Annotated in this window: 12 protein-coding genes; 2 read left to right on the forward strand and 10 right to left on the reverse strand. The window is 52.0% G+C overall.

Annotated elements, in window-relative coordinates; translation table 11 throughout:
- Positions 1 to 372 precede the first annotated feature (372 nt).
- From RM811_RS24070 to RM811_RS24090, 5 genes are all read right to left on the reverse strand, one after another.
- A complete protein-coding gene (locus RM811_RS24070) occupies positions 373 to 2,523 on the reverse strand; it encodes a type VI secretion system Vgr family protein (protein WP_402529429.1) in 2,151 nt (716 codons plus the stop codon).
- Positions 2,524 to 2,557: 34 nt separating this feature from the next.
- Positions 2,558 to 4,618, reverse strand: coding sequence for a hypothetical protein (locus RM811_RS24075; protein ID WP_402529431.1), 2,061 nt, complete (start codon positions 4,616 to 4,618; stop codon positions 2,558 to 2,560).
- 72 nt (positions 4,619 to 4,690) lie between these two features.
- Positions 4,691 to 5,020: a type II toxin-antitoxin system PemK/MazF family toxin gene (locus tag RM811_RS24080; RefSeq protein ID WP_402529433.1), complete on the reverse strand. Its 330-nt coding sequence runs from the start codon at positions 5,018 to 5,020 to the stop codon at positions 4,691 to 4,693.
- Complete coding sequence (locus RM811_RS24085; protein WP_402529436.1) at positions 5,020 to 5,280, reverse strand: AbrB/MazE/SpoVT family DNA-binding domain-containing protein; 261 nt, start codon at positions 5,278 to 5,280, stop codon at positions 5,020 to 5,022. The genes RM811_RS24080 and RM811_RS24085 overlap by 1 nt, the downstream gene beginning before the upstream one ends.
- 36 nt (positions 5,281 to 5,316) lie before the next feature.
- Positions 5,317 to 5,832, reverse strand: a complete 516-nt coding sequence (locus RM811_RS24090; protein ID WP_402529439.1) for a hypothetical protein — start codon at positions 5,830 to 5,832, stop codon at positions 5,317 to 5,319.
- Positions 5,833 to 6,034: 202 nt separating this feature from the next.
- Here RM811_RS24090 and RM811_RS24095 point away from each other — a divergent pair, with 202 nt between their 5' ends.
- Together RM811_RS24095 and RM811_RS24100 are read left to right on the forward strand one after the other, a co-directional pair.
- Positions 6,035 to 6,454 carry a winged helix-turn-helix domain-containing protein gene (locus RM811_RS24095; protein WP_402529441.1) on the forward strand — a complete coding sequence of 140 codons (420 nt, stop codon included), beginning with the start codon at positions 6,035 to 6,037 and terminating at the stop codon, positions 6,452 to 6,454.
- Between the two features lie 6 nt (positions 6,455 to 6,460).
- Complete coding sequence (locus RM811_RS24100) at positions 6,461 to 6,802, forward strand: IS630 family transposase (protein ID WP_402529453.1); 342 nt, start codon at positions 6,461 to 6,463, stop codon at positions 6,800 to 6,802.
- A gap of 392 nt (positions 6,803 to 7,194) precedes the next feature.
- On the opposite strand, the gene tssH is transcribed toward RM811_RS24100, so the two are convergent.
- From tssH to RM811_RS24125, 5 genes are read right to left on the reverse strand one after another with little or no spacing between them, the layout of a single operon-like run.
- Complete coding sequence (tssH, locus tag RM811_RS24105; RefSeq protein WP_402529443.1) at positions 7,195 to 9,834, reverse strand: type VI secretion system ATPase TssH; 2,640 nt, start codon at positions 9,832 to 9,834, stop codon at positions 7,195 to 7,197.
- 7 nt (positions 9,835 to 9,841) lie between these two features.
- Positions 9,842 to 10,891: a type VI secretion system baseplate subunit TssG gene (locus RM811_RS24110; RefSeq protein ID WP_402529445.1), complete on the reverse strand. Its 1,050-nt coding sequence runs from the start codon at positions 10,889 to 10,891 to the stop codon at positions 9,842 to 9,844.
- A complete protein-coding gene (tssF, locus tag RM811_RS24115) occupies positions 10,855 to 12,654 on the reverse strand; it encodes a type VI secretion system baseplate subunit TssF (protein WP_402529447.1) in 1,800 nt (599 codons plus the stop codon). Before tssF ends, RM811_RS24110 begins: the two co-directional genes overlap by 37 nt.
- On the reverse strand, positions 12,647 to 13,090 hold the full coding sequence (gene tssE, locus RM811_RS24120) for a type VI secretion system baseplate subunit TssE (protein ID WP_402529449.1): 444 nt from the start codon (positions 13,088 to 13,090) through the stop codon (positions 12,647 to 12,649). Before tssE ends, tssF begins: the two co-directional genes overlap by 8 nt.
- Positions 13,087 to 14,373, reverse strand: a complete 1,287-nt coding sequence (locus RM811_RS24125) for a type VI secretion system contractile sheath domain-containing protein (RefSeq protein ID WP_402529452.1) — start codon at positions 14,371 to 14,373, stop codon at positions 13,087 to 13,089. Before RM811_RS24125 ends, tssE begins: the two co-directional genes overlap by 4 nt.
- Between the last annotated feature and the right edge of the window lie 592 nt (positions 14,374 to 14,965).

The raw sequence follows: 14,965 nt of genomic DNA on the forward strand, positions 1-14,965 counted from the left end.
CCCCCCGACCGTCATCCTCGCGAAGGCGGTTGTCGCAAAACCCTCCTCGCTCCCACGCTCTGCGTGGTAGCGCCAGGACCCAACCACAGACACGATTCCTGTGGTTGGCTATGCATTCCCACGCAGAGCGTGGGAACGAGGTTTAAACGCAGCAAAGAATATCCGGGATTTCGGGTTAGCTGATTCGCTGGGAAACAGCGGTTGTATAAAGAGTTCCCCTGTAGATGTATCTGTCAGCGCAGGTTCTACGGCGAAAGGTGTTGAGGATTCTCAGCATGGGTCACAAGAAGCCCCCACTATGACCGCCTTAGCCGTTTAGTGGTGGGAGTATTTCACAACCTTTACGAGAACCTCTGGAGTACAGAATCACAACTAATTGATTTTGACGATGGCCCCGGAAACATCCACCATCGCCCCGGCCTTAACGGAGGTCATGGCATTACCTTTTACGGTTACCATGGTGCCTTTCAGTTCGGCATTGACGGTTCCCTCCATAGAGGCTGACACCCCCCCTTTCATCATGGCTGAAACCTTGCCGTCTATTTTTACCTGCACCCCGGAGATCTCTACCCCGGATGGTGATAGCGTGACAGTGCTGGGACCACATGTGATCTCCACCGAACTGCTGGAAAGGCTGACCTTGCTCGCCCCGACACTGAGTTCAATCCCGGTTTTGCCAGTGCCGCTGATGCTCGTCGCATCCATATCAATACTGCCACTGGCGGTTTCAAAGATATTGCCCTTGCTGGCAAGGCTCAGGTCCCCGGTACTGCGGGTATCAGTGGCTCCTCGCACTTCCAGACCATAGTTGCCATCGGTTTTCTGCTGGTAATCACCGGCCGTGTTCAGCTTGCAATCCGCATCTGTCCGGGTGGTGATGGTTTTGGTCACCTCGGTCAGCTGCTCACCCTCTATTTTGTGACTGTCGTTTTCCTTAACGGTTCTTTCTGAGGTTTTCTCTATCAATGTGGTATTTTTTCCTTTAATCACCTCATTATTGTCATTTTTGATCAGCGTTGACCGGTCCTTTTCCGCCTGAACATACATCAACTCTTCACCCTTCTTGCAATTGAAGCGCAGCTCGCTGAAATTATCCGCCCCCCCTTTTGGCAATGATTTGAGTTTCACTCCCTGTTCCATACCCGATTTATACGGCTGCCGTCGCTGACCATTGTAAACCGTACCCACCACCAGTGGCCGGTCCGGATCGTTATCCAGAAAACTGACCAGCACTTCATCCCCCACTCTGGGGGTAAACTGGCAACCAAAACCATCCCCCGCCAGAGACTGGGCAACCCGTATCCAGCAGGAACTGTTCTGATCGTTTTTCCCCTCCCGGTCCCAGTGAAACTGCACTTTTATCCGGTGGAACTCATCCAGGTATATCTCTTCATTATCCGGCCCGGTCACTAAGGCACTGTGCAGGCCGGGCATTAACGGCTTCGGTACCGGATTTCTGGTTTGCCAGGACGTTTTCAGGGGAATGCAACAGAAACCATTACTGTATTCAATACTGCGGCCGTCCTCTCCCGTGACCATGGCATGGTTCACCTGACGAAGCAGATAAGGCTGCTGTTCCTGAGGGTCGGGGTGATGTTTCAGGTCAAAGGTTGTGCCCGCGGAAAAACCGGTCAGGGTACTTTCTCCCTCCACTTCGCTGAGTTGGGTATCCAGTGCCTCCAGACGTTTATCCACCACCGTGCAGCCCTGCTCCCTGCTGTCAAAGGCCCCGGGATAAAAATACTGCTGCAACCGCCTGCGATGAGGCATGCTCTGCTGGCTGCTGACTTCATCAGTGGCTATTGGCCGTGCCATCGCCACATTATAATCTGCGGACAGTACCGATCCGGATACCATCAGGTAACGGTGAACCCACCGTGTAATAGCCCGCTCCAGCCGGGTGCTTTCGACAAAATATTCTATATTGGTCTCGCCGCATTTGGTAAATACCCGGTTGGTTTCCCCGATAACCAGCTGATGTCTGCCATTGCCCTGCCGGAAATAATAAAACCACCCCCGGGAAGCGATCAGCCGGCTGATAAAATCCCAGTCACTTTCATTGAACTGGACACAGTATTCACGACGGATGTCGTTATTTATTTTCAGATCAAGGTTCGATTGGAAGCCGTGTTCCCGACAGATGGCCGTAATAATTTCGCCAGTTTTCTGCTGCTGAAAGATTCGACAGTTGCTGCGCTGCTGTAAAAACCAGGGCCAGGGCGACACCAGCAGTTCATAGTGCAGGTAACCCCGGCTGGCCATCACCCCAACCTGCCGGACCTGAACACAGTAGCCATGAAAATATCGCTGTTTCACCCGGCCTGAGCCTTTGGTGGGCTGGTAACAGAAGGTTATACCCTGCCCAAGCAGCGAGACTTCATCCAGTTTCCTGGCAAGAATCACCGCCCGGTGCTGGTACAGGGCATCAATCTGTTCACTGCTTTGAAACTTTGAAACGATCCATTCATCCCCCTGTTCAGAAAGGGCGATCAAGGGTCTGGCTTGTATCTCAAGGGTTTCCATGGACTGAATATCCCAAAGAGCAGCAAATCAATGTCTAAGCATAAGCCAGCTGACCGGTCTGGATATCATTTTTAATCACGTCAAAAGAAATACACGCCCCGGTACGCATTATTTTTTTCTTGCCAGCATAATCCTCTGCCGCACTGAGCAGGGCTTTTTTATCATCGGCGACCACATCATCCTTACGGTCACCTTTTACCGTTCCACTTTGCAGTACCGTACCGTCATCCAGTTTGATGTCATCCCTGGCATATTGAAAATATTTTGATTGTGAATTCCCCACAAAACCGTCCACGGTATTGATTTCATCAATGCCCATAACATCCCCATAGCCATTGAAGCCGGGAATACGCGCCGCGCGTTTCTGCACGACGTCCGCTTCACGGTCAAGGTTATCAACGAGCGTCACCATACGACCACGGCAGTCCAGATAGACCTGACCCAGTTCTGCGGCATAGGCTCTGCGGTTCAGATATTGAGCAAAGGTGACCAGTCGGCCAGTATGGACTGAGCCCGGATAATAACAGGACATGGATTTTGCCAGACGATCAATGGCCGGCAGAGCAATGGCATCGTAGCCCACCAGCATCAAACCCCGGGGGGAGATAATCCCACTGGCTTCAATACTGGAACCCAACCCCAGAGTTGCCCCCGCTTCCGCATCGAAACTCACTTCATCAATAGTCGCTTTGGCAGCCAGTTTACCGGCCATACCCACACCGACGGTCAGGGATTCTCTGGCTTTCAGGGAAAATATACTGATCCCCCGCACCGGATGGGTCAGGCTGATTTTCTGCTCTGTACCCAGCTCAAATCCCGCAAACAGTTTCCCACCGATATCCAGACCAACCCCCTGCCCGTTGATAAAACATTTCAGTTCACCACTGGCCATAGCCCCGGCAAACAGGTCGCCACCCAGCTCCACCTCTGCCGCCTCGCCAATGGTGACACTGGCGCGCCCCTTCATAACCACCGCAAGAGACACCTCCCCTTCCAGGCTGGCCTTTACCCCTTGCAATAACGGTGATTTTTTCGTTTCACCACTGGTCAGATCCAGCTCGACTTTTGAATCCTCTTCAGATTGCAGCAAACGGACAGATGCACTGCCGCTACCCAAGGCATTGCTCCTGACTGCCGAACTGCCTGTAGCACTTACTTTGATGATATTGACTTCCCCCCCCAATAAATGACGAAGGTGCTCTCCTTTCACCTTGCAGGAGTAAGTCATTTCATAATCAATATCAGACCGAAGGCTGGCTTCTGCTTCCAGACCCGCATTGGCACTGGCCATCAGTTCCGCCATTTTGGCACTGCCGGAAGTGCTGCCACTGGCGGCGGCAATGGACTCAATCTTGCCTTTCAGGCGGTGATCAAAACCGCCTTTTTGCCATTCTGTATCACGGCTCAGGCCGGCACTGACATTTGAGGTAAACCCGGCGCTGGCTTCAGCACTGCCTTTGGAAAGTCCCCTGATGCCACTCCCAAATCCAGTGACACTGCTATCAGCAGTGGTTGTGGATGTGCTCGTGTTATACATACCCGCAGTCTTCTGTTGCCACTCATACCAGGTACGCCAGTCACTATCCAGCTCTGTCATATAGCGGTCGTGTACCCGTGCGGCACTGGCTGCCAGCAGCTCATAGCGAAGCCGGGAAACGGCTACCTCGCCAATGTTTCCCGGTGAATCGGTATTGTCCAGTTTAATGATATCCAGCAGGTCGATTTTATTGGCAATGATTCGGGTGGTCAGGGTATTTCGAACCATACGCTTCATCCGGGTCTGTTCCAGCGGAGAAGGCTGGTAGACGGAGAGATGATCGGGAAAATTGCGTTTGGCACAGCCAACCAGGATTGTCCATTTAGGATGCGACATGATTTTCCGTGGATCCGCTGTCTGAAGCTCTCCCTCCAGGGCGGTATAGACCGTATCAACCGCTTCCTGAAAGTGCTTTATCCGGGTTTCTTTTCGGTAACCAAACAGCCTGTTCACCCCCATTTCCCGGGTCCAGCGATCAACCATCTGCTCATAAACAGAGTCGTTGATATTGACCAGTTTATTGTTCGGAGCCAATACCAGTAACTCGGGGAATCTCATGACAGTTTTACCGTAAACAAAGACGGATTCAGGCCATCTTATACAAAGAGGGTGCTCCCTGCCTGATTGGAACTAACTTACAAGGACTCTAGCTTTTTTTAAGGCTTCTGCAATAACTTCTTCAGGAGCCTTTTCAACGAAACTGGCCGCTCTCCCGGCAAAATCCACTGTTCGTATCTGTTGACATAAAACAGCACCTGATACCTTCTTTCCAGACAGGATAACCTCAAATCCATGCCCACGAATGGTTGACGTTATTGGAGCGACCAGAGACAGCCTCACCTTTGCGTTGAAGGCTTTTGGAGAAAGCACCAGTGCAGGTCGTGTTTTTGGAATCTCTGTTCCTTTTGTCGGGTCGAAGTCTAACCAGATAACATCACCACGGTCAGGGACATAGGCCATTACAAAAGCTCCTCCCCTTTAGGAGTATCATTAAGCCAGCGCTTATCATCGTCATCTAAATCGAAGGACTTGTCAGGGCTGGCAGATAACAGATCCTCAAGGCTATATTCCTCGTCCTGCCTTACCGGTTTCAGGATAATTTCTCCATTAATAACCAGGATCTCAATACTGCTTTCAACCTCAAGACCCGCCATCGCAAGCACTTTGGCCGGTAGACGAACAGCAGCACTGTTACCCCATTTCTTTATTTCTGTTTGCATGGAACACTCCGATCAATGTATATACATATGTTTATACTAGAAGTGCTGTTTTACCGTGTCAACAGAGGTATATTGTGGCCGCCTGACAACCCGGGGAGCTCGCAACATAATGGCCATTGCCGGAGTAATACAATAAGTGCAACAGGCTGAAGTTAGGAAAGTGAGCCAGCTATTGTGTTGTACATCAAGTGCATAAGCAGTATTAGCCTTAAGATCAACCAAGCTGAGTAAAGAGAGTTCCAAGCCCTTCTCTGCCCGGCCAGTGCAGCCACGCCAAAACATTCCGAGCCCGTCGGTGAACTTGCCACTTTTGGTCATGAAACTTGCATCAAGGGCTGCAATCAGTTCGTCCGATTTTGAGAGTAAATCTGACAGCATCAGACAATTAAACGTGAAGAAATCGAAAGAGCGACCGTACCAGCGGCTAAACCGCTTTTCGCTCATTGGTGAATATCGACTAAGATTGCGGAAAGTGGCCTTTCCCTGAAACACGACGAGTGCCGAAAGAAGTAATGCGATGAAGGTTTTCTGGGGTTTTTTGACCATGGTCATAGCGTCCAGAGCCGTCTTTATTATAGTGTTCATGAAGGATCACATCAGCGAACAGAAGCTTCTATAGCCTATTCGCTGGTTTCCAACATCACAGAATATTTATGAAAAGTGTCCGAAGTATTGTGACTACCTGAAAAAGGAAAAACTGAAGCCTGAAAATGGTGGCAGCGAAAGTCATCTGAATGACGAGCAAACTCAGCAATTGATCGAGCATATCTCTGAGCATACTTATGCTCATGCCCATCAGATTGTCGCTTATATTTCTGAGTGCTGGAACGTCAAATATACCGTGTCCGGCCTGAATAAATTGCTTCACCAACAAGGCTTCACCTACAAAAAACCGAAGGGAGTACCCCACAAGTTCGATTCTGAGAAACAGGCTGAGTTTGTGGAACACTATGAAGCCTTGAAGGCCTCATTACCAGAGGACGAGGTGTTGCTTTTCATGGATGCGGTTCATCCGACACAGGCGACCAAAATTACCTCAGGATGGATTCGAAAAGGAGTTGATAAAATCATCAATACGACGGGGAGCCGCACTCGGCTGAACATCGTCGGAGCTATTGAATTGGACAATTTATCAGCTGCTATTTTCGATCAATTCAAGACCGTTAATGGTTAAGCCATTATCGAATTTTTCAAAAAAGTTCGGAGTACTTGTGCATCAATGGAGGTCATTCATATGATTCTTGATGGTGCTGGCTACCACCGGTCAAAGGAGGTGGTCGAGGCAGCCGAAAAGTTGAAAATAAAGCTACATTACCTCCCGCCTTACAGCCCAGATCTGAACCCAATTGAGCGATTATGGAAGGTGATGAATGAATATGCTCGAAATAATGAATACTTCGCTACAGCGAAGGAATTTCGACAAAAAATCAATCATTTTCTTGATGAAACATTGCCTGAAATTGGTGCTTCGTTGATCGGCAGAATTAACGACAATTTTGAGATGTTACAGCCTGCATCTTGAATTCACTTGGGTATAAATACTGTTTAGGTGACCAGGCTGGAAAATCTTATTTCCGGCGTCTTTAAAATTCAGTAAAAAACCTGAAAAATCACCCAATATAAAAAGTTTGTATATAAATACTAGAACATATGCCTAAAGAACCCTTATTGACTGCTGGCGATACCATTGGCTAGTAGATTACCGCAAAACCAGACTTCTTACGGTTAACTATCCACATAAAATATTATTTAGAATCAGCTAGTTACTTAATTACTGCGATAGCAATGGGTAACAGACAAACAATATGAAATTAATAACCCAATTCCTTCCCTGACCGGATTAACATGAGATAAAAGAAGAGACAAAACTGTTTATTTATCCCTGAAGATTTCCGTATTCAGGAAAAACTATTTTCAGTTAACGGCAAAAACAATCCGCTGATCATCCAGAGTAATAGCTACCGACCGGATGGTTTCACCCTCCGCCATTCTGGCCAGGCACTCCGCCGCCAACTGCGGCATCAGGTTTCTGTTAATCTGCTGTTCAATGGCTCTGGCACCGATTTGCGGGCTGTTATTCCACTGCACCAGCTGTTGAATCACGGCATCTTCCACGCTCAGGCTGGCACCATAGCGACTGGCCAGATTCTTCTCCATCTGCCCCAGGGCCAGACGACAGATTTTGACCATATCCCGATTATTAAGGGGCAGATAGGGAATAATGGTCACCCGCCCCAGAAAGGCTGGCTTGAAATACCGCAAAAGTTCATCGTTAATGGCAGTCAGAATGGCATCTCGATCCGGAATACCCTTATTCTGTTGCTGAAACTGATCCACCAGGTCGCAGATCACCCCATCGGCGGCATTGGAAGTCATGATAATAATGGTCTGGCGAAAATCTACCTCCCGTCCTTCACTGTCCGAAACCCGACCCTTATCAAAAATCTGGTAGAAAATATCGTGAACACCGGGGTGAGCCTTTTCCATTTCATCCAGCAACAGGACAGAATACGGACACCGCCGTACGGCTTCGGTCAGGACACCCCCTTCACCATAACCTGCATAGCCCGCGGGCGCGCCCAACAACATGGAGACCTTATGTTCCTCCTTGAACTCGGTCATATTGAGCAGGGTAAGATTCTGTTCTCCCCCATACAGCTGATCCGCCAGAGCCAGCCCGGTTTCTGTTTTCCCTACACCGGAAGGGCCGCACATAAGAAATACCCCGACCGGTTTACGAGGATCCGACAACCCTGCCCGACCGATGCGAACACTTTTACTGATTTCACCAATGGCATCATCCTGACCAATGACCCACTGGCCCAGGCTCTGTTCCAGCAACATCAGTCGTTCAATCTCATCCCTGAGCATATCCCCCACCGGAATGCCGGTCCAACCAGCCACCACTTCCGCTACACTGCCGGCATCCACCCGGGCAAACACCAGCGGCTGCTCTTCCCGGCAGGCTTCAAGCGCCTGTTGAAGCTTCCTGAGTTCGCTAACGTCATCGGCTTCTGGCGGTTCCCCGGCCGTTAAAAACTGCTGATCCACCCGGTCTGACAGCGCAATCATTTTTTCCACCGTCGCCTGCTCCTGCCGCCAGCGCTGTTCCAGCACCGCCCCGTCGGCCTGCGCCGTTGCCAGCTCCTCCTCCAGCAGAGCAATCCGTTCAGCCAACACCACACCGGTCACCTGGTCACGCTTCAGTTCCTGCAGTTCACTGGTTAGCGCCTGTTGGTGCTGACGCAGACGCTGCAGCTCGCCCGGAGTGGTATGACGGGACAGGCTAACCCGGGAGCAAGTGGTATCCAGCAGACTGATCGCCTTATCCGGTAACTGTCGTTCCGGTAGATAACGGATGGACAGTTGTACCGCAGCCACCACAGCTTCATCATGAATCCGCACATGGTGATGGTTCTCCAGCAATCGAGCCACGCCCCGGGCCATCCGGATAGCACTGTATTCATCAGGCTCAAGAATTTTCACCGGCTGGAAACGACGGGTCAGGGCCGCATCCTTTTCAAAAAACTTCTTGTATTCAGACCAGGTGGTGGCGGCAATGGTTTTAAACTCTCCCCGGGCCAGGGCCGGTTTCAGCAGATTGGCCGCATCATTCTGACCCTCCGCCCCGCCAGCCCCCACCAGGGTATGGGCCTCATCAATAAAGACGACAATGGGATGTTCCGACTGTTTGACTTCGTTAATCACATCCTTGAGGCGGTTTTCAAATTCGCCCTTAATACTCGCCCCGGCCTGTAACAGGCCAAGGTCAAGGCTGTGAATTTCAACGCCCTGCATATTTTCCGGGACATCACCCAGTACCACCTGCTGGGCCAACCCTTCCACCACGGCGGTTTTACCCACCCCGGCATCCCCAACCAGAATCGGGTTGTTCTGCCGGTGGCGGCACAGAATATCAATCATCTGTCGTATTTCATGATCCCGGCCAATAATGGTTGAACGACCATTTGTTAAGGAACCAGAGCTGCCCAACAACGCCCGGGCTTCATCGGTCATATTGATGGTGTATTTATCCAGAGCCGTCCGGGCACTTTCTACCGCCCTCACCGACCCAGCCGCTTTTGCTTCAGCCTCCGGTTTCCGGGCCATGGCATTGAGTTTTTCCCGGGAAATTTTTTCCAGCTCCCGGGTTAACGGGGTTTCCATCAGGGTAAAACTGTCTTTTGCCAGTAGCGCCAGAATCAGGTGGTAAACGCTAATGGTATTCTGCTCGAAATTGACCGAGGCCAGTAACCAGGCATCCTGAACCAGAGACACTGTGGCCGGTGCCAGGGCCGGAGTGCTCTGATAGCCACCAGCCAGCCGACTCAACCGCTGTTCCAGGTCATCGATAATCACTTCACGAGCCAGCTGCTGGCTATGGATGATCCGGTTCATCTCATTGCCAGGCTCCCGAAACAGCTGCAACAGCCAGTGCTCCACCTCCACGGTTTGATGGCCACGGTTGACACAGAGCCCCGCCGCCGCCTCAAGCCCCTGACGCAGCTCCGGGGATAAACGACCAATCAGTGTTTTCAGTTCAAGCTGTTGCATGGGATTCTCATTGGGGTTCGTTTCCTGACTTTCTTCTGGACTCTCTCCTGGAGAAACGTTTATTCCTTCGTCGTCCGGGAAAATCCACCGTCACCCGCTGCTCCGGATGTAATTCCGGCAACAGGCAGCTCAATCGCCCCAGCCGGGCAACATTGGTTCCCGGTCTGGATGACAATCGAGGGGAAACAAGACAGTGGCGGGGACAGTTAATCTGTAGCCGAAAACGGACAATGCTGGCAAAAAAGAAGACACACATTTCCACAATAGCCGGAGCCAGGCGGGCGTCGCTGATGATCGCCTGATATTCCCGAACAGTATTGACAGAAATCACCACACTCACTGAGGAATGAAGCAGATAGCAGCTGCTGCCAAGCAGCGTGTTTTCACCTAATCGGCCAGCACAGGGTGTCCGGTGATTCACACGGCTATGCAACTGAGTCCGACACTCTCTGGCAAACGGCATTTTCACCACCGGTGGCGGTTGCAGTTGAAAATCCAGGGCGAAATAGTCCTTCAGGAGCGTTCCCAGTAATTCCAGGTTAGTGGTTTTTCTGGCCAGTACCGCAGCGTACCGGGCAAGATTGTCCACCGGAATGTGTTTTGGCCAGGGAATTCCGGAGACCGCCAGAAGCCGGTGTCCCTGGGTCAGTGGCTGATGAATATTCTGTTCATAATGAACCGACATGACCGGACGCAGTTGAATCTGATTGGTGTGTTGCAGAATCCGGTCATTAAACAGGGAAAAGAAGCCCAATATACTGTCGTCGTCCAGTGTCAGTCGCTGCTGTGCCTCCATATCCTGATAAACATACGGCAATGCTCCATAAAATCCCGTCAGGGCAGGTTGGGTTGAAACCAGTTGCCAACCGCTGTCCGTCGGTTTCATATGGTTAAGCTCACCACAGGGATAGCTACAGGATGGCTCACTGATAAACTGCACCTGCCCTGCGTTATCATGTCCGAGCAGCCGCAACGCCTGGGCCGCCTGACAGCGCCAGGGTTCCTGTAGCAGCGAATCCATCAGCGATTGATCTGATAACCATGACGGCGAATACATCGAACGTACTCCTCCTCCCTGCCTTTCAGTTGCACGACAACCTGGATAAAACTATGGAAACCGGCAAACCCCGACGCCAGAAAATCCAGCAGATTGGTAAACATCATGATACTGGTGTGTTTCAGTTTTACCGGGTCCAGCTCTATCACCACTTCACTCCCCTGGGTAAAACACTGATGACCGTCAATACGAATAGGAGCGACCTGTGGCCGCGCACTGATGGATACCAGGGATTCCAGCCATGCCATACTGGCCGGGGTTCGCCGAATGGCATACAGGGACATCAGGTTGCGCAGCTGTCTGGCGGGATCTTTGGCTTCCAGTACCGACACCATGTTGTCGCTCAGATGAACCAGCAGATTCAACCAGGTTTTCTGGTCTCTGACCCGCTTTGCCGGCGCCGTGGGGCGCATCAGAATTTTCGCCTCCTGCTTCAGGACAATACTGTCCAGACACTCCAGCCGGGGCTGGCCCGGCAAGTCCAGAACCTGATCACCATTACTGCAAACCAGATGGGGTGATAACACCATCACCTGGTTTTTCCCGGGATCCATATCAGTGACAATAACCTCAAGATGTCCGAAAGCTTCTGAGTCATCATCCACCGGTCGGTACAGCCAGAACCGGTGATGTTCCCGATCATGGTGCCGCAAACCATACAACGGCGGTAACACCTCCGACTGTTCGCCGGTAATATCAAACACTTCCCTGATGGTTTGAATTTCCATCTGGTTCGGGCTGTGACTGTCCGGTATCACGGGATAATCCAGTTGCCGGTGATCCACAACCACTGGCTCGGCAATCTGGTCAAACAGGTTAATGACCGGCGCACAGCCCAGTAAAAACTGGACATGACTGGCTGCCCGGGCCAACTCATCCGGGATGCTTTCCAGACAAAACAGCAAGGTAAGCCGGTGACTGCTGAAACGCCTGAGCAACGGGCCAATGCCTTTCAGGCGAAACCCGAAAAACAACTCTGGCCAGGAAAACAGTTCTGCCATCATCTGGTAGTCAGCAAAACTGGTATTATCGTGGGTTAAGATAAAGTCTCTGTCGCTAAAACCCACTGGCAAGAAAGCACTGAGCGGTAGTTTTTCCTGCACGCCCCGGTCATCCACCAGCACGATCTGGCAAAGCTCCCGACACAAGACATCGTACATAAGCGACTGAAGCCGTGCGATTCCTTTAAAGTGAATGGTCAGCTCTGCTATATCAGCAACAGCAGCAATATCAGCGAAGCTCAACGATTCATCCAGCATAACCATCTCGAGACTGAGCGTAGCATCGGTCCGATCCGGGTACTGAATGTCATCCCGGGCAAAGGGCCGCTGCTCAATTCGGCTATGCACAATGTCAAACGGACATAACTCCAGATGACTGGTGGTGTGAAACTGACAATAGCGATTATCATCAATATATGCCCGAAAGCGGGTACCCGGCGGTAAAGAGGTAACCGTTGGTTGCTCAATAGAAGGTGCCACCCGGATCATGCTGGCGGAAGGCAGGGGTTGCAGGCACAGGGGAAACATAATTTGTAACAGCCCGGCAGAGATTCGGACGGCTTCTTCCGATGCCTGTCGTGACAGATGAGCGGTAAGCAGGGCAAAGGATTCAATGACCCGGGCCACATGGGGATCATCGATACCGTCGTCACTGATGCCCAGGTGACGTGCCTGCTGAGGATGTTTATCGGAAAACCGTCGCCCACCTTCCCAGAGCAGGGTAAGTTCCCTTTCATACCAGGCCAGCAGTGAGTCAGACAATTTGGCTCTCCTCGATATTGATAATATCCACCCGTGCATCGGTGAGGTTCAGCACGGAATCAAACCCCACGGGAACAGGCTGCTGCCGCTCCATCAGCACTCCTTCAATATGGAAACGGATACTGTTATCGCGCTTATTCAAGGCCAGCATCTCAACCGCCACCTCAGTCAGTCTCGGCTCATAATTACTGATCAGCTCTTCAATCTCCCGGGATAACCGGTTCGCCTGAAAGTAGCTGGGGCCAAGATGATGGACCGACAGACCATAACGAAGCAGGGACTTGCAGGACGCCGGGTAATCTGTAGAGACCTCAGTCAGTGGCTGACGGGATTCCAGCAGAAATTTTATATTTTCCTCCACCGAGGCCTGCAGATCCGCCCCCGGGTCACCGGATGGTGACTTCGACATGAGTAAATCCAACAGGCTGGTGCTCATCCGGACTCCTTAAGCTCACTGGTGTCGGTCTTCAGTAACAGGCTGGTGGTCATCACATCGAACTGGTACTGGGGCTGTAGCTCCACTTCACAGTGGTAGATGCCCAGGCGCTCGTCCCCGTGGATCGTCACCCTGGATTTTTTCAGGGGATAACTGGCCAGCACCGAATCGTCGGCATAATCCACATTGGAGGTATAGCCCTGCAGCCAGGTGTTCAGCGCCCGCTGGCAGGCCATGGCACTGTCGTAGCTGCCAATATGTTCCCGGATCAGCATTTTCAGATAGTGGCCAAAGCGACAGCCGATCAGTGTCGTCTGCAGCATATTGATAATCCGTAAATCATCACCATCACACTCAGGCTGATGCACCGAGCAGTTACTGAAAAAAGCCAGCTCACCACTGAGATACCCGGTGGCCAGGGGGATAAAGCCCTGCTCACTGTAAAACGCTTCCATAGAGTCGGTGAGACGCAGATACGCTGCCTCCGACACCGTCGTCCGTTTTTTCACCAGCGCCCCGCCCCGTTTACCGGGCACCCTGAGAAAGCCGAACCAGCGAATCCGGTTAAACTCCTGCAGCACATTGCCGGCAAAGGCAAAAGCGCCATTGCCCCATAGATGATCACTGCCAATGCCGTATACCGGGTGCTCATTAAACATAATCCGGTGGTAACAGTCCTGCCAGGGTGCCCTGAGCAGCACCCGGGGGAAAACCAACCCCAGGAAACGGCTGACCCCCAGGCCACGAAGCCGGCGCCAGTCAGAAAAATCCTCACTGTTGAGAATACGCTGCACCCGCTCCGGGTTGGTCCAGACATCAATATCGCTGGTACCCAGAAAATTCTCGGCCACCGTCATGACCACCGGGCAGAGAGACTCCTGCCCCAGTTCCGCCAGCAGCTGCAAGGTGTACAGATCATCATGGCCGCTGACTTCATCGACATCCGCAGTAATGGCCCGGTCCACCACCAACAGGCCAAAAGGGTGTCCACCCAGAGTATTGAGTTCCTCCCGGTTCACCAGCCGGAACAGCACTGTAGTCTGTACTCTGGCACTTAAATTCAGGTCATCGGACAGCTCAGCCCAGCTCATATCCAGAAGTCGTACCCGCACCGGGGCCACCGCTGGCACCGCATCCCTCATATAAAGCAGGCCGCGCCACAGGGACTCCAGCGCTTTGAAACGGGGGTGCTGTATGATCGCACAGAGCTGCTCCGTCACCATTTCATCAATGCCGGCCACCAGTTTCTGAATCAGGGCCTCGGCCCGTTGTGGGCTGTTCATAGGATTTGTTCCATTAAATGAACGCTACCCGCTATCCGCCTCCTGATGCCCGAAAAAGCGCAAGCGGGCCCGGCTTTTTCGGGTAGCGGTCTTCTCAAGCTCGTTCCCAAGGTCCTCCGTGGGAACGCATACCGAACCCTCCACAAATGAAACAACCTGCGTGAAACTCCGATACACCAATACAGAGTAAGGTTGTCCCTTACTCTCACCCTTTGCATGGCAATTCAGACTACGGAGTATCAACAAGCCCTGCGGCATATGGCCAGCTCCGTATGCATTCCCACGCAGAGCATGGGAACGAGGTCATGGCCAGCTCCGTATGCATTCCCACGCAGAGCATGGGAACGAGGTCATACACCGTCATCCCCGCGAAGGCGGGGATCCACTGTTCGGGATAGACTCCCAGTCTCGAGATGGATTCCCGCCTTCGAGGGTGTCGCAAAAGGGCAACCCCCCCGACCGTCATCCTCGCGAAGGCGGTTGTCGCAAAACCCTCCTCGCTCCCACGCTCTGCGTGGTAGCGCCAGGACCCAACCACAGACACGATTCCTGTGGTTGGCTATGCATTCCCACGCAGAGCGTGGGAACGAGG

Source organism: Endozoicomonas sp. (assembly GCF_031844845.1).
Classification (GTDB): domain Bacteria; phylum Pseudomonadota; class Gammaproteobacteria; order Pseudomonadales; family Endozoicomonadaceae; genus Endozoicomonas.

Coding starts and splice junctions, on each gene's coding strand:
- RM811_RS24070 (WP_402529429.1), bottom strand. CDS start 2,523: ATGGAAACCCTTGAGATACAAGCCAGACCCTTGATCGCCCTTTCTGAA.
- RM811_RS24075 (WP_402529431.1), bottom strand. CDS start 4,618: ATGAGATTCCCCGAGTTACTGGTATTGGCTCCGAACAATAAACTGGTC.
- RM811_RS24080 (WP_402529433.1), bottom strand. CDS start 5,020: ATGGCCTATGTCCCTGACCGTGGTGATGTTATCTGGTTAGACTTCGAC.
- RM811_RS24085 (WP_402529436.1), bottom strand. CDS start 5,280: ATGCAAACAGAAATAAAGAAATGGGGTAACAGTGCTGCTGTTCGTCTA.
- RM811_RS24090 (WP_402529439.1), bottom strand. CDS start 5,832: ATGACCATGGTCAAAAAACCCCAGAAAACCTTCATCGCATTACTTCTT.
- tssH (WP_402529443.1), bottom strand. CDS start 9,834: ATGCAACAGCTTGAACTGAAAACACTGATTGGTCGTTTATCCCCGGAG.
- RM811_RS24110 (WP_402529445.1), bottom strand. CDS start 10,891: ATGTATTCGCCGTCATGGTTATCAGATCAATCGCTGATGGATTCGCTG.
- tssE (WP_402529449.1), bottom strand. CDS start 13,090: ATGAGCACCAGCCTGTTGGATTTACTCATGTCGAAGTCACCATCCGGT.
- RM811_RS24125 (WP_402529452.1), bottom strand. CDS start 14,373: ATGAACAGCCCACAACGGGCCGAGGCCCTGATTCAGAAACTGGTGGCC.